This is a genomic window from Nocardioides sp. NPDC023903 (assembly GCF_040639295.1).
GTDB lineage: Bacteria > Actinomycetota > Actinomycetes > Propionibacteriales > Nocardioidaceae > Nocardioides.
In genome coordinates this window covers 1-23,235 of sequence record NZ_JBEZZS010000012.1, presented here as the reverse complement: position 1 = coordinate 23,235, position 23,235 = coordinate 1, and the positions used below count along the sequence as shown (strand labels likewise).

Annotated in this window: 23 protein-coding genes and 1 other RNA gene; 17 read left to right on the top strand and 7 right to left on the bottom strand. The window is 68.1% G+C overall.

All coding sequences use genetic code 11. The features are described from left to right. Window positions 1–72: 72 nt before the first annotated feature. Complete coding sequence (locus AB0F44_RS14630; protein WP_357356526.1) at window positions 73–543, bottom strand: GNAT family N-acetyltransferase; 471 nt, start codon at window positions 541–543, stop codon at window positions 73–75. 54 nt (window positions 544–597) lie between these two features. On the opposite strand from AB0F44_RS14630, the gene AB0F44_RS14625 reads away from it, so the two are divergent. Next, window positions 598–1,134, top strand: a complete 537-nt coding sequence (locus AB0F44_RS14625) for an N-acetyltransferase (protein WP_357356524.1) — start codon at window positions 598–600, stop codon at window positions 1,132–1,134. A 95-nt stretch (window positions 1,135–1,229) separates the two neighbouring features. After that, complete coding sequence (gene panB / locus AB0F44_RS14620; protein ID WP_357356522.1) at window positions 1,230–2,102, top strand: 3-methyl-2-oxobutanoate hydroxymethyltransferase; 873 nt, start codon at window positions 1,230–1,232, stop codon at window positions 2,100–2,102. A 21-nt stretch (window positions 2,103–2,123) separates the two neighbouring features. Here panB and AB0F44_RS14615 read toward each other — a convergent pair whose 3' ends face one another. Then, complete coding sequence (locus AB0F44_RS14615) at window positions 2,124–3,059, bottom strand: hypothetical protein (protein WP_357356520.1); 936 nt, start codon at window positions 3,057–3,059, stop codon at window positions 2,124–2,126. An 87-nt stretch (window positions 3,060–3,146) separates the two neighbouring features. Beyond that, the gene (locus AB0F44_RS14610; protein WP_357356518.1) at window positions 3,147–3,803 is read right to left on the bottom strand and encodes a potassium channel family protein; all 657 of its coding nucleotides are present in this window, start codon (window positions 3,801–3,803) and stop codon (window positions 3,147–3,149) included. A gap of 39 nt (window positions 3,804–3,842) precedes the next feature. Between AB0F44_RS14610 and AB0F44_RS14605 the strand changes: the two genes are divergently transcribed. Next, the gene (locus AB0F44_RS14605) at window positions 3,843–5,054 is read left to right on the top strand and encodes a PQQ-dependent sugar dehydrogenase (protein WP_357356516.1); all 1,212 of its coding nucleotides are present in this window, start codon (window positions 3,843–3,845) and stop codon (window positions 5,052–5,054) included. A gap of 20 nt (window positions 5,055–5,074) precedes the next feature. On the opposite strand, the gene AB0F44_RS14600 is transcribed toward AB0F44_RS14605, so the two are convergent. Next, on the bottom strand, window positions 5,075–5,284 hold the full coding sequence (locus AB0F44_RS14600) for a hypothetical protein (RefSeq protein WP_350659246.1): 210 nt from the start codon (window positions 5,282–5,284) through the stop codon (window positions 5,075–5,077). Between the two features lie 76 nt (window positions 5,285–5,360). Here AB0F44_RS14600 and AB0F44_RS14595 point away from each other — a divergent pair, with 76 nt between their 5' ends. The 3 genes from AB0F44_RS14595 to AB0F44_RS14585 are packed head-to-tail and all read left to right on the top strand — an operon-like array spanning window position 5,361 to window position 8,535. After that, window positions 5,361–6,845 carry a circularly permuted type 2 ATP-grasp protein gene (locus AB0F44_RS14595; RefSeq protein WP_357356514.1) on the top strand — a complete coding sequence of 495 codons (1,485 nt, stop codon included), beginning with the start codon at window positions 5,361–5,363 and terminating at the stop codon, window positions 6,843–6,845. Next, window positions 6,845–7,777, top strand: a complete 933-nt coding sequence (locus tag AB0F44_RS14590) for an alpha-E domain-containing protein (protein WP_357356512.1) — start codon at window positions 6,845–6,847, stop codon at window positions 7,775–7,777. The genes AB0F44_RS14595 and AB0F44_RS14590 overlap by 1 nt, the downstream gene beginning before the upstream one ends. Before the next feature lie 14 nt (window positions 7,778–7,791). Beyond that, a complete protein-coding gene (locus AB0F44_RS14585; protein WP_357356510.1) occupies window positions 7,792–8,535 on the top strand; it encodes a transglutaminase N-terminal domain-containing protein in 744 nt (247 codons plus the stop codon). Here AB0F44_RS14585 and AB0F44_RS14580 read toward each other — a convergent pair. Both AB0F44_RS14580 and AB0F44_RS14575 read right to left on the bottom strand, forming a co-directional pair. Further along, on the bottom strand, window positions 8,532–8,843 hold the full coding sequence (locus AB0F44_RS14580; RefSeq protein ID WP_357356508.1) for a 4a-hydroxytetrahydrobiopterin dehydratase: 312 nt from the start codon (window positions 8,841–8,843) through the stop codon (window positions 8,532–8,534). The genes AB0F44_RS14585 and AB0F44_RS14580 overlap by 4 nt on opposite strands. A 53-nt stretch (window positions 8,844–8,896) precedes the next feature. Next, on the bottom strand, window positions 8,897–9,322 hold the full coding sequence (locus AB0F44_RS14575; protein ID WP_357356506.1) for a tetratricopeptide repeat protein: 426 nt from the start codon (window positions 9,320–9,322) through the stop codon (window positions 8,897–8,899). 88 nt (window positions 9,323–9,410) lie between these two features. Between AB0F44_RS14575 and AB0F44_RS14570 the strand changes: the two genes are divergently transcribed. The 10 genes from AB0F44_RS14570 to AB0F44_RS14525 all read left to right on the top strand — a co-directional run bounded on the left by AB0F44_RS14570 (window position 9,411) and on the right by AB0F44_RS14525 (window position 22,231). Further along, window positions 9,411–9,602, top strand: coding sequence for a DUF1918 domain-containing protein (locus tag AB0F44_RS14570; protein WP_350659252.1), 192 nt, complete (start codon window positions 9,411–9,413; stop codon window positions 9,600–9,602). 14 nt (window positions 9,603–9,616) lie between these two features. Beyond that, window positions 9,617–9,966: RNase P RNA component class A (rnpB, locus tag AB0F44_RS14565), an RNA gene on the top strand. 133 nt (window positions 9,967–10,099) lie between these two features. Continuing rightward, the gene (locus tag AB0F44_RS14560) at window positions 10,100–13,213 is read left to right on the top strand and encodes an MMPL family transporter (RefSeq protein ID WP_357356504.1); all 3,114 of its coding nucleotides are present in this window, start codon (window positions 10,100–10,102) and stop codon (window positions 13,211–13,213) included. Window positions 13,214–13,399: 186 nt separating this feature from the next. Further along, window positions 13,400–14,881 carry a glycoside hydrolase family 32 protein gene (locus tag AB0F44_RS14555; RefSeq protein WP_357356502.1) on the top strand — a complete coding sequence of 494 codons (1,482 nt, stop codon included), beginning with the start codon at window positions 13,400–13,402 and terminating at the stop codon, window positions 14,879–14,881. A gap of 63 nt (window positions 14,882–14,944) precedes the next feature. After that, the gene (locus AB0F44_RS14550) at window positions 14,945–16,282 is read left to right on the top strand and encodes an extracellular solute-binding protein (RefSeq protein ID WP_357356500.1); all 1,338 of its coding nucleotides are present in this window, start codon (window positions 14,945–14,947) and stop codon (window positions 16,280–16,282) included. Beyond that, window positions 16,275–17,234, top strand: a complete 960-nt coding sequence (locus AB0F44_RS14545; RefSeq protein ID WP_357356498.1) for a sugar ABC transporter permease — start codon at window positions 16,275–16,277, stop codon at window positions 17,232–17,234. Before AB0F44_RS14550 ends, AB0F44_RS14545 begins: the two co-directional genes overlap by 8 nt. Continuing rightward, entirely contained in the window at window positions 17,231–18,139 is a 909-nt protein-coding gene (locus AB0F44_RS14540; protein WP_357356496.1) for a carbohydrate ABC transporter permease, read from the top strand. Before AB0F44_RS14545 ends, AB0F44_RS14540 begins: the two co-directional genes overlap by 4 nt. Continuing rightward, entirely contained in the window at window positions 18,136–19,164 is a 1,029-nt protein-coding gene (locus tag AB0F44_RS14535) for a LacI family DNA-binding transcriptional regulator (protein WP_357356494.1), read from the top strand. The genes AB0F44_RS14540 and AB0F44_RS14535 overlap by 4 nt, the downstream gene beginning before the upstream one ends. Window positions 19,165–19,172: 8 nt before the next feature. After that, window positions 19,173–20,618 (top strand): glycoside hydrolase family 32 protein, encoded by a 1,446-nt coding sequence (locus AB0F44_RS14530; protein ID WP_357356492.1) that lies wholly within the window; start codon window positions 19,173–19,175, stop codon window positions 20,616–20,618. A 47-nt stretch (window positions 20,619–20,665) separates the two neighbouring features. Then, window positions 20,666–22,231 carry a glycoside hydrolase family 32 protein gene (locus tag AB0F44_RS14525; RefSeq protein ID WP_357356490.1) on the top strand — a complete coding sequence of 522 codons (1,566 nt, stop codon included), beginning with the start codon at window positions 20,666–20,668 and terminating at the stop codon, window positions 22,229–22,231. A gap of 18 nt (window positions 22,232–22,249) precedes the next feature. On the opposite strand, the gene AB0F44_RS14520 is transcribed toward AB0F44_RS14525, so the two are convergent. Next, a complete protein-coding gene (locus AB0F44_RS14520; RefSeq protein ID WP_357356488.1) occupies window positions 22,250–22,921 on the bottom strand; it encodes a helix-turn-helix domain-containing protein in 672 nt (223 codons plus the stop codon). Between the two features lie 87 nt (window positions 22,922–23,008). Between AB0F44_RS14520 and AB0F44_RS14515 the strand changes: the two genes are divergently transcribed. Continuing rightward, the coding region (locus AB0F44_RS14515; protein WP_357356486.1) for a carboxyl transferase domain-containing protein at window positions 23,009–23,235 on the top strand (227 nt) is incomplete at its 3' end.

The following is a 23,235-nucleotide window of genomic DNA, read 5'->3' as shown; positions in this document are numbered from 1 at the left end:
GATGCTAGTGCCGGCCGCCGTCGACTTTCAACCGTTTCCGAACGACTTTCGCCAACAATCTTCGAAAGTGGCTCAGCCTGCCGGCCGCTCCATCACGATCTCTTCCGGGCCGTCATCGATGGGGCTGGGAACCGTGGCGGACTCGACGAAACCGAGCCGCTCGTAGACGGCGTGGGCGCGGTCGTTGCCGACGAGGTGGGTGAGGCGTACGGGCAGGGCTCCGGCGCGGGCGATCACCTCGCTCAGCAGCGCGCTGCCGGCACCGGAGCCCTGGGAGTCGGGGAGGACGTACAGCTTCCAGAGCATCAGATGGTCCTCGCGGAGGGAGTAGGAGGCCATCGCGACGACCTGGTCGTCGGCCTCGGCGACGAGGACGGTGCCGGCCCTGATCCCCGGGAGCACCGCATCCGGGGCCCACCACTTGGCGATGCCCTCCTCGACGTACGCCTCGCCGGTGATCGGCGGGTACGTCGCCCGCCAGGTCGTCACTCCGACGTGGATCACCGCGTCGAGGTCCTCCGCCGTCGCCTCTCGCACCCGCATGGACGCGACGATAACCAGGAGCGCCGGGGCTGTCGTTCGGTTTAGCGTCGGACCGTGCTGATCCGACGTGAACGTCCCGAGGACGTGGCCGACATCCGTGCGGTCACCGCCGCAGCCTTCTCCGGTGTGGAGCACTCCGCGCCGCCGATCGAGCCCGACGGGGCGCCTGGCGAGGCGACCCTGGTGGGGTGGCTGCGTGAGGATCCGGGCTGGGTCCCGGAGCTCTCGCTGGTCGCCGAGGCCGACGGCGAGATCGTCGGCCATGTCGTGGCCACACGCGGGACGCTCGCCGATCGGCCAGCGCTCGGTCTCGGTCCGGTCAGCGTCTCCCCCGCGAGGCAGCGCGACGGCGTCGGCTCGGCGCTCATGCACGCGATCCTCGGTGCCGCCGACGCGATGGGCGAGCCGGTCGTCGTCCTCCTCGGCTCCCCCGCCTACTACGGCCGCTTCGGCTTCGTGCCCGCCTCGACCCTCGGCATCGAAGCCCCCGATCCCGCCTGGGGCGACTACTTCCAGGCACGGCCGCTGGCGGCGTACGACCCGTCTGTCCGCGGGATGTTCGCCTACGCCGCGCCTTTCGATCGGCTGTGACTACCACCACAGCGCGTACGACATCTTCTCGACATACGCTGGGAACAGTCCGTGGACTCCATCAGGGAGCTGCGAGATGACACCAGAAAGGCTCGATGATGAGCACGAACCCCTCTGCTGAGGAGACCGCCCCTTACGGGACCGGAGCTGCCAGGAACACGCCGGCCAAGCCCGTACGCAAGGTGCGCACGCATCATCTTCGCGAGATGAAGCAGCGTGGCGACAAGATCACGATGCTGACCTCCTACGACATGTACACCGCCCAGATCTTCGACGAGGCCGGGGTCGACCTGCTGCTCGTCGGTGACTCGGCCTCCAACAACGTCCTCGGCAACGAGACCTCGCTTCCGGTGACCGTGGACGAGCTGCTGCCGCTGACCCGTGCGGTCTCGCGCAGCGTGAAGCGGGCGATGGTCGTCGGCGACCTGCCTTTCGGCTCCTACCAGGCCTCGCCGGAGCAGGGCTACCTGACCGCGGTGCGGTTCATGAAGGAGGCCGGAGCGCACTGCGTGAAGCTCGAGGGCGGCGCCGAGATGGCTCCGGTGATCAAGAAGCTGGTCGAGGGCGGCATCCCGGTCATCGCCCACATCGGCTTCACCCCGCAGTCCGAGCACGTGCTCGGCGGCTACCGCGTCCAGGGTCGCGGCGACACCTCGGACCGGATCATCGACGACGCCAAGGCCGTCCAGGAGGCCGGCGCGTTCGCGGTCGTCATGGAGATGGTCCCCGGCGAGGTTGCCGCGCAGATCTCCAAGGAGCTCGACATCCCCACGATCGGCATCGGCGCCGGTCCCGACTGCGACGGCCAGGTTCTGGTCTGGCAGGACGCCTTCGGCATGCGCAGCGGCAAGATGGCCCGCTTCGTGAAGCAGTACGCCGATGTGAAGTCGGTCCTGTCCGAGGGCGCCGAGGCGTACATCTCCGACGTCAAGGGCTCGACCTTCCCCGGCCCCGAGCACACCTTCTGACGATCTACGCTTGAGAAGTGGTCAATTTGGGCCGTCCGCCGGCTCATCGCCGGGCCCAAATTGACCACTTCTCGGATCCTGTTCCCACAGGGAACCACGCCACAGGGCGTACCAGGCGTCCAGGCGGGTCGGGTCGTAGGTCCGGCCGAGCGCCTCGTCGGCCTCCCGCAGGATCATCGCGGCGCGGAACCGGACATCCGGCGCCACGTAGCCGTGGCGCACGTAGCCCGCATCCGCCAGGCGCGAGTCCCGGCGGCGGTCGCGGGCATACTGACCACGGTCGCGATGCACGGCTCCGTCGTACTCCTGCAGCGTACTGGTCCCGGTGATCAGCAGGTCGGCCCGCGCGACGAAGCCACCGGCATCGTCGAACAGCTCTGCCTGAGGCTGCACCGGCACCTCGCACGCCTCGTGCAACATCCGCAGCAGCGACTCCCACGGCGACTCCGACCTGCCGTCGGCCAGAGCCAGGGCCTCGCGCAGCCGTGGCCCGCCCCGGCGACCTCGCGCCACGACCGCTAGATCCTCGCGAGTGCAAGCCCGCTCGTGCAGCACGCCGTCGACCATCACGACCAGGTCCAGCAGACCGAGGCGGGGAGCCGCGGCGAGCACGGTCTCGGCGACCGTCGCGATCCGTACGCCGTCGATCCCGTGGCTGTGCGGAGGAAGCCGATGGCGGGTGACGTCCACCTGCGGCCGACGCACCCGCACCCCACTCGGGACCGAGACCTCGAGGGGACGGTCCGGAGCCAGCGGCGGCAGCCAGAGCTCGTACGCTTCCGCCGCCGTCAACCCGGTGAAGACCGTGCCGTCCGGCAGCCGCTCCGCCCAGGCCCGCATCCGGGCCCAGACCGGAGCCTCCTCACCGACGTCGCTCGCGAGCCGAACCCCGGACCCGAGACTCACCCAGCGGCCGCTGCGCCGCCGCGGAGGCCGACGCTTCGTCGTCTTCCCCATGCGCCCACGGTGCATCGGGGCGGCCGCTTCCGCCATCGCAATCCGCCGACCTGTGGATAACGCGCTCGCACGCGCTCTCTCGGCCTGCTAGACGTCGAAGCGTCGAGCCCTGGCGGCCGCCAGCCCGACCAGGCGGGCGACCACCATGGCGACGTAGAAGACTCCGGCGATCTGCTCGAGCATGACGACCGAGCGGGCGTGAGGAAGCACGGGCACGATGTCGGAGAGGCCGACTGAGGTCAGCGTCGTGAACGAGAGATAGAGCAGATCGAACCACTGCCTGTGGTCACCGAAGGAGCCGGGCCAGATCACCTGTACGGCGGCATACAGATAGGCGAAGGCCCAGGCGACCACGGTGAACGCCGCCCCGGTCGCGAAGAGCTCGTCGCGAGTCACCACATCGTCGTGGAACAGGTAGCGGATCAGCGCGTAGGAGACGAAGAGATAGAACGGCACGTGGAAGAAGGCCGAGGTCAGCACGACCCAGCCCTCGTCGGGCGCGACCGACTCCCACACCGCGAAGATCGTCGCCGGTCCGCCGAAGATGATGGCCGCCCAGGAGAAGGCAGGGGTGAGGCGTACGGCTGCGACTGCCGCCAGCAGGAGCAGCAGCTGCAGCACGCCGAGCCCCGCGCGACCGGCGGTGGAGTCGTCCAGGAACGGGTAGGCGAGCACAGCCACGACCTGGCCGAGCAGCAGTACGGCGGAGGGGTGGTCACGCATCGACCGGATCACGTTGGCCATAACCACACAGGCTATGGGCGGCGCCTGTAGTTTCTAGGCATGCGCGCCGTTGCCGCCCTGGTCCTCGCTCTCGGTCTCGGCTCGACTGCGGCGTGCGCCGGTGATCCCACGCCGGCCGCCACTCCCCCACCGCTGAACCCGTCGGGCTCGCCGAGTGCCTCCGCGAGCTCCTCCTCGTCGGCCCCTGCGGCCGTGCTGCCGACGTCCGACCGGGTCCCGGAGCTCGACGTCGAGGTGGTCAACGACGAGCTCGACCATCCCTGGGACGTCGCCGACATCGGCGAGGACCGGTTCCTGGTCACCGAGCGCGACCGAGCGGTCCTGTCGCTGGTCGAGGGCGGCGAGCGGCGCGAGATCTCCCTCGAGGACAACGACATCTGGGTCTCCGGCGAGACCGGGCTGATGGGCCTGGAGGTCGACCCCGGCTTCGCCGAGAACCGGCGCATCTACACCTGCCAGGGATGGAACGGCGGCGAGGACGTACGCGTCATCTCCTGGACCCTCGATGCCGGACTGACCAGGGCCACCCAGGAGCGGACGCTGATCGACGGCTTCCCCACCAGCTCCGGGCGCCATGGTGGCTGCCGGCTGCTGATCAGCGCCGACGGTGCGCTGTGGGTCGGCACCGGCGACGCGGCGAACGAGGAAAACCCGCGCAGCCTCGACTCCCTGGGCGGGAAGACGCTCCGCCTCGACCCGGAGACCGGCAAGCCCTGGCCCGGCAACCCCTGGGCCGGTGACCAGGGGCCCCGGCGCTACATCACCTCGTTCGGCCACCGCAACGTGCAGGGTCTGGCAGAGCGGGCGGACGGCACGATCTGGTCGATGGAGCACGGCCCCGACCGCGACGACGAGGTCAACGAGATCACCCTCGGCGGCGACTACGGCTGGAACCCCGGCGCCGGCTACGACGAGTCGGTGCCGATGACCGACCAGGGCCTGCCCGGAAAGCAGATCGAGGCGGCCTGGAGCTCCGGCAACCCGACCATCGCCACCGGTGGCGGCACCTTCATCCCGGTCCAGGAGCGGTGGGGCTCCTACGGCGGGGCGCTCGCGGTCGCCGTGCTCAAGGACCAGGAGCTACGGATCATCTCCTTCGACGAGGCCGGCAAGCTCGCCGATGACAATTCACCCGAAGTCATGCAGGACTACGGACGGCTGCGTACGGCCTCGCTGGCCGCCGACGGCGACCTGCTGATCACCAGCGACAACGGCGGCGAGGACGTGCTGCTCCGGGTGACCCCGCGCTGAGGATCACCCGGAGCTGAGGATCACTTGTCTTCGGTGCCCGCGTCGCCCTCCCAGGCCTTGTCTTCCTTCTCCCAGCGCTCGTTGTTCTCCTGCACGTGCTCCAGCGCTCGGGAGGCCTCGGCGTGGGAGGCGTAGGGGCCGAGACGGTCCTTGGCCTTGCAGCCCTCGTACGGCTCGACGGTCTTGTGCTTGAGGCAGTAGTAGTACTCGCCCGCGTGCTCGTCGCTCATGTGAGCCAACTTACCGTTGCGCTAGATGTTCGCGTGGGCAACAGCGCTGTTACACGGATTTCAGTAGGTTGCCTCCATGAGCCAGATGTTCGACGCCTATGAGACGCGGGATCCGGCCTATGACGAGATGTTCGTCGGCAGCGAGCTCCGTCCTCCGTATCAACGGCTGGGTGACTCACTGCGAAGGCTCAGCGCGGCGGAGCTGATCAGCCGGGTCGAGGCCATGCAGGCCAGCTATCTCGACCAGGGCGTCACCTTCGACATCGGCGGAGAGGAGCGGGCCTTCCCGCTCGACATCGTGCCGCGGGTCATCGAGCGGGACACCTGGGCGACGATCGACAAGGGCGTCCAGCAACGGGTCAAGGCGCTGGAGCTGTTCCTCGCCGACATCTACGACGAGGGCAAGGTCTTCGACGACGGCGTGATCCCGCGCGAGGTGATCACCACCTCCAGCCACTACCACCGCGCTGCCGCCGGGGTGCACCCGCCCAACGGCGTACGCGTCCAGGTCTCGGGCATCGACCTGGTCCGGGACAACACCGGTGAGTTCCGCGTGCTGGAGGACAACGTGCGGGTTCCGTCGGGTGTCTCGTACGTCATGACCAACCGTCGTGCGATCTCGGCCGCGCTCCCGGAGACGATCGCCGAGCATCGGATCCGGCCGGTGGCCAACTACCCGCAGAAGCTCCTCGCGGCGCTGCGCGCGGCCGCTCCCGCCGGCGTCGCCGACCCCAACGTGGTCGTCCTGACCCCGGGCGTCTACAACGGCGCCTACTTCGAGCACGCGCTGCTGGCCCGGACGATGGGGGTCGAGCTCGTCGAGGGGCGCGACCTGGTCTGCCGCAACGGGCAGGTGCTGATGCGTACGACCAAGGGGCTGGCCCCGGTGCATGTCATCTACCGACGCATCGACGATGAGTTTCTCGATCCGGTTCACTTCCGGCCCGACTCGATGCTCGGCTGCGTGGGGCTGATCGACGCCGCCCGGATGGGCAACGTGACGCTGGCCAACGCGGTCGGCAACGGGGTCGCCGACGACAAGCTCGTCTACACCTACATGCCCGACATCATCCGCTACTACCTCGGCGAGGACCCGGTGATCCGCAACGTCGACACGTGGCGGATGGGCGACGCGTCCTCACGCGAAGAGGTCCTCGACCGGCTCGACGAGCTCGTGCTCAAGCCCGTCGACGGCTCGGGCGGCAAGGGGATCGTGATCGGGCCGGCGGCCTCCGCGCGCGAGCTGGAGGTGCTGCGCGGCAAGATCCTGGAGGACCCCCGCTCCTGGATCGCGCAGCCGGTGGTGCAGCTCTCGACGGTCCCGACGTTCACCGATGGAGATCTCGGGGCGCGGCATGTGGACCTGAGGCCGTTCGCGGTCAATGATGGCGACAAGGTCTGGGTTCTTCCCGGTGGCCTGACTCGGGTGGCGCTCGCAGAGGGCGAGCTGATCGTGAACAGCTCCCGTGGCGGCGGCTCGAAGGACACCTGGGTGCTCGCCGGACCGACGTCCTCTCGGCCGCACGGCCGGAGTCAGTCTCAAACGCAGGGGGTTGCGTAGTGCTGAGTCGCATCGCCGAGTCGATGTTCTGGATCGGGCGTTATGTCGAACGTGCCGAGGACACCGCGCGCATCCTCGACGTACAGACCCAGCACATCCTCGAGGACGCAGCCACCGACGAGGAGACCGCCTGCCGCTCGCTGCTCGCGGTGATGGGCATCGAGCTCTCCGAGGAGGAGAAGGTCGGGCTGCCGCAGATGCTGGACATGCTCGCGTACGACACCACCGCACCGACCTCGATGGCCTATGCGCTCGGCGCGGCCAGGGAATCGGCCCGCGGGGCGCGGGAGACGCTCTCGGTGCCGTTGTGGGAGGCGCTCAACACCACCTACCGGGCCATCCCGGCCGGCCAGTTCAAGCACATGCGGGCCCCGTTCATCTTCGGCTGGGTACGCGACCGGGTGGCCCAAATCAACGGAACCGCCGACGCCACGATGATGCGCGATGAGTCCTGGCAGTTCCTGATGCTCGGGCGCTACGTCGAGCGCGCGGACATGACCTCTCGGCTGGTCGCGACGACGTCGCTGACCTCGGCCGCCGGCGGTGTGTCGCAGTGGAACTCCACGCTGCGCGCCTGCGGGGCGTACGACGCGTTCCTGCGGGTCAACAAGGGGGTCGAGACCGAGCAGGCGGCTGCCGAGTTCCTGCTGCTGGACCGGATCTTCCCGCGCTCGGTGGTGCACGCGCTGCAGCGCGCCGAGGGGGCTCTGGACACCCTGGAGGGGACGACGCGTCGCGCCGGCTTCACCGACGAGGCCCACCGGCTGATCGGCCGGATGCGGGCGTCGCTGGAGTACCGCTCGCTTCACGATCTGCTGGCGGACCTGCCCGCCGAGATGGAGCGGCTCCAGGTCACCTGCGCCGAGGCCACCGAGGCGGTCACCAAGCGCTACTTCGCCGGTGCCGAGGCGCTGGCCTGGCAGCCGGTCTGAGGAGTCTGATCGAGATGAGCATGCAGTTCCGCATCGTGCACACCACGACGTTCGCCTACGACGGGCCGGCGGTCGCCTCCTACAACCAGGCGCGGCTGACTCCGCTGACCACGCCCGACCAGATCGTGGTCCACCACCGGATCGACGTCTCGCCCAAGCCGTGGACTTATGAGTACAAGGACTACTTCGGCAACGAGGTCACCGCGATCGAGGTGCTCGAGGCGCACCGGGCCCTGAAGGTCTCCGCGACCAGCACCGTCCGGGTCGACCGGAAGCCCAGGGTCGCACCGGTGCTCACCTGGGAGGAGGCCGCTCTGCCCGGGGTCGCGGACCGGTTCATCGAGTTCCTGGGCCTACCCATGCTGGTGGTGCCCGACGAGGAGCTCGCGACTCGCGCCAAGACCATCGCGGCCGCTGCGGCGCTTCCGGGTGAGGCGGCGGTCGAGATCGCCAAGGTGGTCGCCGACGGGGCGGCGCCGGATGCCGCCCACCAGCTGCTCGGGGCGCTGCGTACGGTCGGGATCCCGGCGCGCTACGTCTCCGGCTACGTCTACCCCGGCGGCGCCCACTCCTGGGTGGAGTGGTGGGACAACGGGTGGCACGGCATCGACCCCGCGACCGGCGCCGAGCCCGGCGACGCGTACGTCGGTGTGGCCACGGGCCGTGACCACACCGACGTCAAGCCGCTGGGCGGGATCTACTCAGGTCCCGAGGAGCCGACCGTCGAGGTCACCGTCGAGATGACCCGGCTCGCCTAGAGCGAGCTCTCCGCCGCGAGCCCGTTGATCACCTTCGCCAGTGCGATGTCACGGCTGGTGACGCCACCGGCGTCGTGGCTGGTGAGCCGGATCTCGACGTACGGATAGCGCAGGTCGATGTCGGGATGGTGGTTGGCCTCCTCGGCCTTCGCCCCGATCGCGTTGACCAGCGCGAGACCGGTGATGAAGTCACCGGTGTCCACGCGGGCGACGATGCTGTCGGCGTCGCCACTCGTGTCGAACGTCCAGCCTGCGAGCTGCTCCTGGGCGACCTGCTCGGCGTTGAGGGTCGTGGTGTCAGGTTCCATGCCCCCACCTTGCCACCGCCGAGGCCGCCGCGTCATCCGGGCCACTCCTGGGCTCACTCCTGGCGCTGCGCGAGCCGGTTGCGTACGCGGTAGACGGCTGCGTGATGGTCGTAGTCGTCGCTCATCACGGCCGCCAGGCGCAGCGGGCCGAGCGCGTCCTCGAGACGGTCCTGGCGCTCCAGGACGCGACCCAGCGAGTGCTGGCTCCAGGCGTCGCTCGGGTCGCGCTCGACGAGCCAGCGCAGCTCGGCCTCGGCCTTGGCGAGCTGGGCCCGCAGCATGTAGGCCCACGCGAGCATGCTCCGCAGCCCGATGTTGTCGGGGTCGTCGGCCAGCGCCGGCTCCAGGATCTCCAGCGCCTCCACCGGGAAGCGCCGCGAGAGCAGATCGTGCGCCGTCCGGTAGGCCACCTCATGGGCGCTCTGCCCTGGGAAGACCACAGCCGGGGCTACGTACTCGAACTCTTCGTTCTCCGTCATCACACCCTCCGAACGTGATACCCCCACGCGGTATTCCATCCGCACCCACCATGGGAGCACCATTGTGACGGTTAGGAGGTGAACGCGCATGCACGCATCAGTAGGTGACCACCTCGTCGTCATGGGCCCACACGTCGGCGACCACACACGAGAGGCCGAGATCATCGAGGTCAGCCACCCCGACGGCAGCCCTCCCTACCTCGTACGCTGGAGCGACAGCGACCACGAGTCGCTGGTCTTCCCCGGTCCGGATGCCCACATCGAGCCCGCCGCACACTAGACTTTTGCTGCGGACGGGCTGGCCGGGCGATCGCGTCGTAGAGATACGTCGAGGAAAGTCCGGGCTCCACAGGACAGGGTGGTGGCTAACGGCCACCCGGGGTGACCCGCGGGACAGTGCCACAGAGAACAGACCGCCTCTACCCTCCAGGTAGCGGTAAGGGTGAAACGGTGGGGTAAGAGCCCACCAGTCCTCGTGGTGACACGAGGAGCTAGGTAAACCCCACCCGGAGCAAGACCAGACAGCGTACGTTTGAGGGCGGTCCGCCCGAGTGCGCGGGTAGGTTGCTAGAGGCCATCGGCAACGATGGCCCGAGATGGATGGTCGCCGACTACAGAACCCGGCTTACAGGCCAGCCCGTCCGCTTCACCTTGGTCCCCGATTCCGGGGAACCTGCATATCGACCTCCTCCCCTGTCACGAGATCTCGCTACGGTCCTTGGGCAGCACACGCGCCCAAGCGGCTCATACGACGTCGCCGCAGGAGGGAGCAGCGTCGTGGCAGGCCTCCTCGGTCGACTCGGGGGCTTCTGTGCCCGGCACAGCCTCCTCGTCATCGGCGCCTGGGTCCTGGTGCTCGTCACCGTGGTCTTGGCCGTCTCGAGCCTCGGCGCCAAGACCAGCAACGACCTCGCGCTGCCCGGCACCGGCAGCCAGGAGGCCAAGGACCTGCTCTCCGACCGGTTCCCGCCCCAGCAGAACGGCGTCAACCCGATCGTCTTCCATGTCAGCAAGGGGAAGCTGACCGACTCCGCCAACAAGCAGGCCGTCGACGACGCGGTGAAGGAGATCGGCAAGCAGCCGCACGTCGACACCGTCACCAACCCGCTGAGCAGCGACGGGCAGACCGCCGGCCTGTTGTCGAAGGACGGCCGGACAGCCTTCGCGCCGGTGCTGATGAACGTCGGGTCCGGTGACCTGACGGAGAAGATCGCCGGCGACGTCCTGGACGCCACCCACCCCGCACAGGAAGCGGGCATCACCACCGCGGCCGGCGGCTCCATCGGCTCGACGCTGTCGACCGACGAGTCCAGGACCAGCGAGGTCGTCGGGATCATCGCAGCGATGATCATCCTCAGCCTCGTGCTCGGGAGCCTGGTGGCGATGGGTCTGCCGATCATCACCGCCGTCGTCGGGCTCGGCGTCGCCCTGGCCACCGTCGGTCTGGTCGGCCACCTCCTCGCGATCCCGTCCGCCGGGCCGACCCTGGCCACCATGATCGGCCTCGGCGTGGGCATCGACTACGCCCTCTTCCTGATCACCCGCCACCAGGACCAGATGCGCGACGGGATACCGATCCGCGAGTCGATCGCGCAGGCGGTGGCGACGTCCGGCAGCGCCATCGTCTTCGCCGGCTGCACCGTCGTGGTGGCCCTCCTCGCGCTGGGCGTGGCCGGCATCCCGCTGGTCTCCGCGCTCGGGTACGCCTCGGCCATGGCCGTGGTGGCGGCCGTCCTGGTGGCGATCACCCTGCTGCCTGCGTTCCTCGGACTGCTGGGCCACCGGATCTGCTGGGCCTCGCTGCCGGCGTTCTTGCGTCCGGGACGTCGGCGCGACCAGGGCCTGTGGGCGAGGTGGGCGGGAGTCGTCCACCGCCACCCGTGGGTGGTCGCGGGCCTCTCGCTCGCGGCCCTGGCGCCACTCATCATCCCGGTCTTCAGCCTCGAGCTCGGCCAGGAGGACGTCGGCGCCACCTCGAAGGAGACGACCGAACGACAGGCGTACGACCTGATCAGCGCGGGCCTGGGCGTCGGCTACAACGGTCCGCTGCAGATCGCCTCGTCGCTCGACCCACCTGCGGCCCCGAGCGACGACTACACCCAGAAGTACGACAAGGCGATGTCGCTCAAGTCCGACCTCGAGAAGAAGCAGAAGGAGCTGCCCGAACAGCAACAGCAGCTCGAGGACGAGCAGGCACAGCTCGAAGCCGAGCAGGCGTCGCTGGAACAACAGAGCGCGCAGCTGCAGGCGCAGCAGGCCGCCCTCGAGCAGCAGGCCGACGCGTTGCGCGGGCAGCAGGCGGACCTCGAGCGGCAGGCCGGCCGGCTCCGCGCCGAGCAGCGAACCCTCGAGGCCGAGCAGGCACGCCTCGAGGCCCGCCGGGACCAGCTGCGACGCGAGGCGAGACGACTGGCGACGCAAGCCCGGCCGCTCGTCCGGGAGCTCGTACGACTCCGCGCCCACGAGCGCGTCCTGGAACGCCGCATCGCCCGCGCCGAGCAGGACGGCGACGAGGCCCGGGTGGAACGGTTGCAGGCTCGCCTCGACGCGGTGGAGGCCGAGCAGGCCGCCGTCCAGAAGAAGCTCGCGCCGCTGGAGAAGGAGGCCCGCAGCCTCGCCCGGCAGGCGCGCCAGCTGCAGGCGCAGGCACAGCGCCTCCAGCAACAGGCCGACGCGCTGCAGCGCGAGGCCGACTCGCTCACCCGGCAGAAGGCCGAGCTGGAGCGTGAGGCAGCATCGCTGCAGGCCCAGGGCGACGAGCTCCAGGCCGAGGCCAACTCGTTGCGGCGGCAGGGGGACGCGTTGGAGCAGCAGGCGCAGGAGCTCCAGCAGAAGGCCGACGACCTCAAGGCTGAGCAGCAACAGGCTCAGCAGGAGCAGAAGGAGGCCGAGCAGCTGCAGGACGAGCTCACCCAGATGATGACGGCGGCGGGCGGCGACGCACGCGGCACCGATCTCCGCGTGGTGAACCTGCAGAACGGTCTCTCCGGCACCAACGGGGTCGCGACCCTCACCCCGCCGCAGATCAACAAGAAGGGCGACGTCGTCCTCCTCTCCGCCGTGCCGAAGACCGCGCCCGCCTCGGACGACACCGCCGACCTCGTCGGGCACGTCCGCGACTCCGTGCTGCCAAAGACGAACAAGGGCGAGGACATCACGTCGTACGTCGGTGGCTACACGGCGTCCTACGTCGACCTGGCCTCGCTCATCTCGGCCCGGCTGCTGCTCGTCATCGGGACTGTCATCCTGCTCGGCTACCTGCTGCTGATGGTGGCCTTCCGTTCGTTGCTCATCCCGCTCCAGGCAGCGGTGACCAACCTGCTCTCGGCGGCCGCCGCGTTTGGCGTCCTCACCGCCACGTTCCAGTGGGGCTGGGGCATCGACCTGCTCGGCATCGACACGGCGTCGTCGACGGTGCCGATCGCCAGCTACGTACCCCTGATGATGTTCGCGGGCCTGTTCGGGCTCTCGATGGACTACGAGGTGTTCCTCGTCAGCCACGTCCAGCAGCACGTCCACGAGGGGGCCGAACCCCGGCAGGCGGTCCACTCGGGACTGGTCTCCAGCGCCCGGATCACCACGGCCGCGGCCCTCATCATGGCGTCGGTGTTCGCCAGCTTCATCCTCGACCCCGACCCGACGATCAAACAGTTCGGCGTCGGTCTCTCCGTCGCCGTGCTGCTCGCCGGCATCCTCGTCGTCACCCTTGCGCCGGCAGCGCTGGTGATCTTCGGACGCGCTGCCTGGTGGCTGCCCGGATGGCTCGACAAGGTCCTTCCCCACATCTCCATCGAGGGCGAGCCGGCGCCGCCCGCCGGGACTCCGGACGCCCCGGAGACCTCGCCCCGTCACCGGGGCGACGAACGCACTGGGGTGTCGTCCGAGCGGTGACCCGCGCCCCGACATGGGGGCGCCCTGAGGCTTGCCGCGCACAGCCTTGGAGTGCGACGGGTCAGGTGCCGTCGTCCCCCAAGGCCGTGGAGGGTGACGGCAAAACATCTTGGTTAACCGCTTGACCAGTGAGGCGCGTCACATCTACGATTCCTGCGTAACCGGTTAACCAATAGATGAGGTGCCATGAATCAGCAGGGGTTCTACCGACCGCAGGGGGCATGGGTAGGAGATGTCATCCCGTGGCAAGAGGACGGAGCCTTCCATCTCTTCTATCTGCGCGAGACTCGCCTGACTCCGGCCGAGGGTATGCCGTGGCACCGGGTGGTGACGGACGATCTCGTCTGCTTTCGCGAGCTCGGCGAGGCCATCGCATCGAACGGTGCCTCGGCCGCTGACTTCAACATCTACACAGGCAGCATCGTGCTCGGCCCCGATGGCACCCATCACGCCTTCTACACCGGCCAGAACCCCGCCAACACGGGCGCGGATGGTCGGCCGCTGCAGCTGGTCATGCACGCCACGAGCCGCGACGGCATGCACACCTGGCAGCGGCATCCAGGCGAGACGTTCGGCGCCACCGACGGCTACGAGACCGGCGACTGGCGCGACCCCTTCGTCTTCTGGGACGAGGAAGCGCAGCTGTGGCGGATGCTCATCACCGCGCGCCACGCGAAGGGGCCGGCACGGCGACGCGGCGTGATCGCGCAGTGCCTCTCGCGCGATCTGGCGCACTGGGAGCCGGCCGAGGCCTTCTGGGACCCGCAGCGGTACGTCGCGATGGAGTGCCCCGAGGTCTTCCAGTGGGGCGAATGGTGGTATCTCGTCTACTCCGAGTTCAGCGACGCCTTCACCACCCGCTACCGCATGTCGCGCAGCCAGCACGGCCCGTGGATCGTCCCGGAGCACGACACGCTCGACGGACGTGCCTTCTACGCCGCCAAGTCGGCGGGCCGCGACGGTCGCCGCTTCTTCTTCGGCTGGATCGCCTCACGAGAGGGATCCAGCGACGACGGCGCGTGGCAGTGGGCAGGCACGATGTCAGTGCTCGAAGCCGACCAGCGCGCGGACGGAACCCTCGCCTTCCACCCGACCACCGCATTGCGCGAGACGTTCGACGCCGAGATCGGTGATGTCGGGATCGGTGCGGGGACTGTCGTAGATGCCCCTGACGGCTACGCGGTCGAGGTGACCCCGGCCAAGACCCCGAGCGCCTTCCGGTCCGTTGTCAGGTTCGACATCGCCGACGGCACGACGGAGTGTGGTCTGCTGCTGCGTGCGAGTGCTGATGGGGACGAAGGCTATGTGCTCCGTCTCGAACCGAAGCGCGGCCGTCTCGTCCTCGATCGCTGGCCGCGCCGGAGCACGGGCACCGAGCAGTGGCAGATCTCCGGCGACGTACCGTTCGCCGTCGAGCTGGAGCGTCCCTGCCGGATCGAACCCGGGGCGCACGAGCTCGAGGTCATCGTCGACGGCGATCTCTGCGTGGTCACCCTCGACAACGCGACCGTGCTGAGCACTCGGATCTACGACCGACCGACGGGCCACCTCGGTGTCTTCGCCGGCGAGGGCACGGTCACGGTCGACACCTTCACCGTGTTCGCCCGCGCCGAGCGCGGTCATCAGCCCACCGTCTCTAACCACGATCTGATCGCTGCCGCAACCTGACCCTCTCCCCCGTTCGGCCCTACCGACTCAGCCCACTTCCGACCAAGTCAACGGAGACCAACAATGCCCATCACCACTCCCAAGACGGCCCTGTGTGCCGCCCTGACCGCCGCCGCGCTAGCGCTCACCAGCTGCTCGGGCACAGCTGGTAGCGCGGACCCCACCGACATCGATCCCGAGGGCAAGGTCGAGCCTCGCGAGATCTCCTGGCTTCTCTCGCGCCCGGCCGATGGCGGCGTGATCACGGCGATGGAGCAGATCGCCGAGGAGTACGCCAAGGACAACCCGGGGTTCTCCCTCAACCTGATCACGACTCCCGACCGGCCCTCCTACATCCAGAAGTACGAGACTCTCGCCGCAGCGAACAAGCTGCCCGAGTTGTTCGACACCGATGCGACGCCGTTTGCCCAGAAGCTCGCCGACCAGGGCCGCATGCTCGACATCGAGCTGCTGCTGAAGGACCTCGGCCTTGCCGACGAATACCGCGAGGCGGCGCTGAACTACCAGCGGTTCGACGACGGCGCGCTCTACATGGTGCCGTTCGAGTTCCAGCTCGAGTTCTTCTGGTACAACTCCGCGCTCCTCGAGCGCGCGAACGTCGAGGCCCCCAAGACGCTCGACGACTTCCCCCAGCTGTGCAAGGACCTGCGAGCCGCCGGTGTCACTCCGATCGCCCTCGACGGGCAGGACCAGTGGCCGCTGGAACGCTACCTGGCCTACTACCCGTTCCGGATGGCCGGTCCGGAGTACGTCCAAGACCTCAAGAACGGTAAGGCCAAGTTCGCCGACCCTGCCGGCCGCGCCGCAGCCGAGTGGCTCTACGACCTGGGCCAGGCCGGGTGTTTCCAGGAAGACTTCTCCTCGACCGGGTACGCGGATGCCCAGGGGCTGTTCACCTCGGGCAGGGCCGCGATCTACAACATCGGGACCTGGGAGCTCGCCAATCTCGCAACGGATGCGCTCGACCCCGCGGTGCGTGAATCGGTCGACTACTTCACCCTGCCCACCGTCGACGGTGCCGTCACCGACGACAACGCGTACGTCACTCCCTCAGGCATCGGCATGGCGGTCAACGCGGAGACCTACGACCCGCTGGTGCGTGACTTCCTCGCCTACGCCCTCGAGCGCTACCCAGAGCTGTACGCCTCGACCGGTGCGCTCTCTCCCACCACGAACGTCGAGACCTCGATCCCCGACAGCGCGACCGACCTCTACGCCAAGGCTGTGAAGCAGGCTGACGGAGTCGGCGCGGACAGCGCGATGCCTTGGGACACCCAGCTCGACCCAGCCACGAACACGCGCCTGCAGCAGGAGCTGACGCTGCTGGTTCAGGGAGACATCGAGCCGGACGAGTTCATCGAGACGATGGACGCGACCCTCGCGGAGAACAGCGATGGCTGACCTCGCACAGACCAGGCTCGGCGCGGGCCGTTCGGGTCCGCGCCGACGCCGGAAGCCAGCGGCACCATCGATGCTTCCGCGCCGATCCGGACTATCGGTGGTCGTCTTCTTGGTCCCGCCGCTGCTGCTGTACGGCGTCGCGGTGCTGCTTCCGATCGTGCAGTCGCTGTTCCTCAGCCTGTTCAGCTGGGACGGCATCACGGAGATGACGTTCGTCGGCCTCGACAACTACGTCAAGATGTTCGCCCGCGACGACGTCTTCTGGACGGCGTTCGGCAACGCGCTCGGATATCTGGTGATCTGCCTGGTGTTGCAGCTCGGTGGCGCCCTCGCCGTCGCGGCGCTCCTGACGGCGCTGCCCAGGGCCCGGGAGCTGGTGAAGACGCTCTACCTGCTCCCTGCGGTCATCTCGACGGTCGCGATCGCATTCCTCTTCCAGCGGATCTACTCCTTCGACCCGGTCGGCCCGCTGAACCAGCTGCTCGCCTGGATCGGTCTCGAAGGCGCCCAGACTGCCTGGCTCTCGAATGTGAACACGGTCCTCGCGGCCGTCTCCGTTCCGGAGGGCTGGCGCTTCACAGGCCTCTACATGCTCATCGTGTACGCAGCACTCATTGCCGTGCCCCGCGAGCTCGAGGAGGCAGCGCGACTCGACGGCGCATCGTGGTGGCAGACGTTCTGGCGTATCCGGTTTCCCTACATCCGGCCCGTGTGGATCACGACCACGGTCATGGCGACGACCTTCGCGCTGCGCGGCTTCGACATCCCCTACCTGCTGACGAACGGCGGCCCTGGCCAATCCTCTGAGCTGCTCACGACGTACATGTACAAGACCGCCTTCGTGCACACCGACTACGGCTATGCCAGCGCAATCTCGGTCTTCATCGTCGTCGAGTGTCTGGTCGCGGTCGGCATCATCTTCCTGCTGCTTCGTCGAAGGGACGACTCGTGACCACGCCCGTGCTCACTCGACCGCCGGAGGCCACCGTGCCGAACCCGCCCAAGCCCAGAGCGGCAGCGCGTCCGCCAAGGCTCCGCGTCCAGCGCGCCCTGCTCACGATCACGATCGCGCTCATCGTCATCGTGCAGGTCTACCCGTTGCTGTGGCTCTTCCTGACGAGCTTTCGCACCGCCGCGGACTTCACCGGTGGCAGCCCGTTCGCGCTGCCCTCGGACTACACCCTCGACAACTACGAACGAGCTTTCGCGACCGGGAATCTGTGGCTGAACATCCTGAACAGCTTCATCGTCACAGCAGGTGCGAGCCTGCTGATCGTCGTCGCGGGGATGATGGCCGCGTACGCCCTGCAGGTGCTCGGGTTCCGGTTCAGCGGCGTCGTACGCTCGTTGTTCCTGCTCGGGATCGTCGTGCCGGTGCAGATCGCGCTGGTGCCGCTGTTCATCGACTACTCGCAGATCGGGCTCCTCGACACCCATCTGTCGATGATCATCCCGCTGGCCGCGTTCTCGCTCCCGATGGCCGTCTATCTGTTCTCATCGTTCTACGAGTACATCCCCCGGGAGCTGTACGAGGCCGCATCGCTCGACGGGGCGGGGCCGTACCGGATCTTCGCGCAGATCACCTTCCCGCTGTCGGCGAACACGATCATTACGGTCGTACTCGTGAACAGCATCTTCATCTGGAACGACTTCATCTTCGCGAACACCTTCGTGCTCTCTGACGGACTCAAGACCATCCCACTCGGTCTGCAGAACTACATCGGGGCAATGGGCAACACCGACTGGACGGCAACGTTCGCAGCCGTCTGCGTGACCGTGACGCCGCTGCTGCTGGTCTTCCTCGTCCTCAACAAGGCGATGATCCAGGGCCTCGAGAGCGGGGCGACCAAGGGATGAGCACCTCCGAACCCGAGCCCAACAAGGTTGGCTCGAATGTGACGATGCGGGACGTCGCCAAGGCCGCGGGCGTATCGGTCGCGACCGTTTCCCACGTCGTCAACAACAAGCCCGGGGCGCGTATCGGCGACGAGGCCAGGCGCAGGGTGCAGGAGGCCGTCACAGCACTCGGCTACCGGCCCAACGCCCTGGCCAAGACGTTGTCACGTGGCGGCTCGCGATTCATCGGCCTGGTCGCGGACGCGATCGCGACCACTCCGTTCGCCGGTCAGATCATCCACGGCGCACAGGATGAGGCCTGGGCTCACGGCTACGTGCTGCTCGTCGCCAACACCGACGGCAACGAAGCAGCCGAGAACGAAGCCATCGCGATGATGCTCGAGCACCAGGTGCGGGGCATCCTCTACTCGAGCTGGTACCACCGCGAGATCGTCGTGCCCGAGATGCTGCACCAGGTCGACACCGTGCTCGTCGACTGCTTCGCCGAGGGCAGCGGCCTGCCTGCCGTGGTCCCTGACGAGGATCAGGGCGGCAGGACGGCGACCGAAGAACTGCTGGCCGCGGGTCACCGCAGGATCGCGTTCATCAACACGACAACACCGTCGCCAGCCCAGAGCGGCCGCCTCGCCGGATACCGCAGCGCTCTCGAGACAGCCGGCATCGACTTCGATGACTCACTCGTGTTCCCGGCCGAACCTGCGCAGGAGGGCGGATACGCCACCGCATCCCGCATCGTCGAGTCGAAGGCCACAGCCGTGTTCTGCCACAACGACCGCGTGGCAATGGGTCTCTACGACGGGCTGCGCGAACACGGGCTGGGCATCCCGGGCGACATCGCAGTCATCGGGTTCGACAACCAGGACGTCATCGCCGCTCACCTGCGCCCCCCGCTGTCGACGGTCGCGCTTCCGCACTATGACCTCGGCGCTGCCGGCGTCCGAGTGCTCCTCGGCATCGAGTCGTCGTCCACCGACGAGCACCTGATGCGCGTCACGTGCCCATCCGTTCCACGGCAGTCGATCTGAGGAGAGCGATGCCCGACTCGCCCGTCGTGCCGAGGCCGACCTTCCACTTCACCCCGCGACGCAACTGGATGAACGACCCCAACGGACTCGTCCACGACGGCGGTCTCTGGCACCTCTTCTACCAGTTCAACCCCGAGGGCTCTGACTGGGGGAACATGAGCTGGGGGCACGCGACCAGCACCGACCTGCAGCACTGGACCGAGCACCCCGTCGCACTGCGGTTCCGCGACGGCGAGCAGATCTTCTCGGGGTCGATCGTCTCGACCCCGACCAAGGATGGCACCGAGCTGACGGCGTACTACACCAGCGCTTACGCAAACGGCCGTCAGGCCCAATCGCGAGCGACCAGCAAAGACGGCGGGTTCACCTGGGAACTCGACGCCGACAACCCGGTGCTCGACCGCGGCACGAGTGCATTCCGGGATCCAAAGGTCATCCGCTACACCGACGAAGCGGGCCGGCTTCGCTGGATTCTGCTCGCCGTCGAGGCAGAGGACCGACAGGTGCACTTCTACACCTCGGACGACCTCCGATCGTGGGAACACGCGAGTGCCTTCGGGCCGCTGGGCCCGACCGGCGTCGTCTGGGAATGCCCGGATCTCGTTCCGCTGCCGCTCGACGGCGATCCCGATGACATGCGCTGGGCGCTGATCCTCAGCACCAACCCGGTCGGCGACGACGCGGATCGCGACGGTTCCTCGATGAGCTACGTCGTTGGCCGCTTCGACGGGACCAGGTTCACGGCAGACTCCGCAGAGCTCGTCCGCCTCGACAGCGGCCGCGACTTCTACGCAGGCGTCACCTTCGACAATGCCCCACAAGGGGCGGCCATCATGGTCGGCTGGATGAGCAACTGGCGCTACGCAGAAGCATTTCCCTCCACGCCGTGGAAGGGCGCGATGTCGCTGCCACGACAGCTCACCCTGCACACCGTCCGGGGTCGACCTCGGCTCGTCCAGCGGCCACCCACGTTCCTTCTCGAACAACTCACTCGGGTGGAGGCCACGGTGGTCCTCGCCGAGCAGCCGGTCGACCTCTCCCTCAGCGGTCACAGCGTGCTCGACCTGCGATGGGATCCAGCCACCACAGGGATTGTCAGCGTGCGGCTGCACGGTGATGCCGACGGGTGCGTCGAGCTGGAGCACTCGGGAGGAACGCTCCGGGTCACCCGCCGTGGTTCCGCGGCCGAGGCGGTGCATGCCGACTTCCCCTCGACGAGCGTCACCGAGGTGGCGATCGGAGGCCCGGTCCAGCTGCTTCTCAGCCTCGACGGACCCCTGCTCGAGGTCTTCGCGAACCATGGCGAGGCGACCGTCTCGAACCTTGTCACCCTCGGACTCGGACCCATCGTCGCAATCGTTGGCACCGAGCGCCCGGGAGCGGTCGCGTACACCGCTGTCGACGTCGCGACACCGCTTCACGCTCCGCAGGACCAGCCCGCAACCGCACTGTGACAACAGCCGATGTGCCCGACACATCGGGCCGAGCCGAAGGAGTCATCATGCCCCACCCCATCTCACGACGGAGTCTGCTGCAAGGCGCCGGCGCCGGTTCGCTCGCGTTCTTCGCGGTGCACGCCACACCGATCGCCGCGCACGCAGCGGCGCAGACGTCACTTCGGGCGGTCTACCACATGACGCCTCCCTCCGGATGGCTCTGCGACCCGCAGCGCCCGGTCACCACTCGCGGCGCCTACCAGCTCTACTACCTGCACTCGACGCAGAACAACGGCCCCGGCGGCTGGGACCACGCGACGACGACCGACGGTGTCGCCTTCACCCACCACGGCACCGTGATGCCCCTTCAGCCCGACTTCCCGGTGTGGTCCGGGTCGGCCGTCGTCGACACGGCGAACACGGCCGGATACGGCGCCGGAGCCGTCATCGCGCTCGCGACGCAACCCACCGACGGCATCCGCAAGTACCAGGAGCAGTACCTCTACTGGTCGACCGACGGCGGCTTCACCTTCACCCGGCGGCCCGATCCGGTGATCGTCAACACCGACGGGCGAACCGCGACAACGCCCGCCGAGATCGAGAACGCCGAGTGGTTCCGGGACCCGAAGATCCATTGGGACGCAGCCCGCGGCGAGTGGGTGTGCGTGATCGGACGGGCACGGTATGCAGCCTTCTACACCTCCTCGAACCTGATCGACTGGCAGCTGAAGCGCAACTTCGACTACCCGAACCACGCCCTCGGCGGCATCGAGTGCCCCGACCTGTTCGAGATGACCGCGAACGACGGCACCCGACACTGGGTGCTCGGCGCCAGCATGGACGCCTACAGCATCGGGCTGCCGATGACGTACGCCTACTGGATGGGCACCTGGAACGGCGAGGAGTTCATCGCCTATGACCTCACCCCACAATGGCTCGACTGGGGCTGGGACTGGTACGCCGCCGTCACCTGGCCCGCCGTAGAGGCTCCGGAGACCAAGCGCCTCGCCATCGCCTGGATGAACAACTGGAAGTACGCCGCACGGGACGTGCCGACCGACGCCTCCGACGGCTACAACGGACAGAACTCGATCGTGCGCGAGCTGCGCCTCGAGCGGCAACAGGGCGGGTGGTACTCCCTGCTCAGCAGCCCGGTGAGCACGCTCGCGGACTACGTGACAGCTACCACGACTCTAGGAGACCGCACGGTCGACGGCAGCCTCGTGCTCCCATGGAACGGACGGGCCTACGAGCTAGAGCTCGACATCTCCTGGGACACCGCCGCCAACGTCGGTGTCTCCGTCGGACGCTCCGCAGACGGATCACGGCACACCAACATCGGCAAGTACGGGGCCGAGATCTACGTCGATCGAGCCCCCTCCGACCTCTCCGGATACTCACTGGCGCCCTACACGCGAGCCGCCGCGCCCATCGACGCCGCTTCACGATCAGTGCACCTGCGGATCTTCGTCGACACCCAGAGCGTCGAGGTGTTCGTCAACGCCGGCCACACCGTGCTCTCCCAACAGGTACACTTCACCGAGGGCGACACCGGTATCTCCCTTTACACCGACGGCGGACCAGCAGACTTCACCGGCATCACCATCCGCCAACTCCGGAGCATCGGCTGACTCGATTGCCGTCCTACCTCATTGATCGAGGTTTCGGACAGTAATGCCTTCCAGCGCCCTCTTGACTGCCTTCTCCACGGCCGAGGCGGGAACGCCGGCGGGAACGACGAGCATCCCGATCGATGCGTCGTTCTCGTCGGCGAAGGTGCGGTGGACTGCGGCCAGCGCCTGCTCGATCTCCCGTTGCGGGTCGGTGCACTCGCGGCGGAGCCAACGGCGAAGTACGCGGTTGTGTGCCGCAACGACTGCCGCTGCTGTCATCTCGGCACGGAGCTCCGCTTCTGGCGAGGCGTCGGCCCAGTGGCTCAGGTAGCGACGGAAGAGGCGCTGGTAACGGGCGCCGCTCACCAGCTCGCGCTCACGGAGCGCCGGCACCGTGGAGGTCAGCCCATAGCGCTCCCGCGCACGCTCGCCCTCCGCGACGTAGTGGAACAGCACGATCTTGACCGCGTCGGTGACGGCGGCGAGCCCGGCGTCCGAGGGTGAGGAGCGCAGTCGCTCCTCGATCCGGGCGAGAAGCTCGTCGTGGTCGGGAAAGATCACGGCTTCCTTGGAGCCGAAGGAGCGGAAGAAGGTGCTGCGACTGACGCCGGCCTCGGATGCGATGTCGTCGACGGAGGTGGTCGCGTACCCCTGGATCCCGAACAGGCGGAACGCCGCATCCGAGATCTCGTCACGCGCTGCTGCCATCACTCTCCCTTTTGGATCGTTCCCTGGACATCATGCCGTATGACACTTAGTCTCATTCATTGACACTGAAGTTCACAAGGAGTCCCGTTGAGCGCCGAGCCCACCACCGCACCCGATTCCTCGGGCGCCGAGATCGATCTGCACACGACTGCCGGGAAGCTGGCCGAGCTGGAGCGTCGTCTCGATGAGGCCGTCCATGCTGGTTCTGCGAAGGCGGTGGAGAAGCAGCACGCCAAGGGCCGTCAGACCGCGCGGGAGCGGATCGAGATGCTGCTCGATGAGGGCTCCTTCCAAGAGGTCGACGAGTTGGCCCG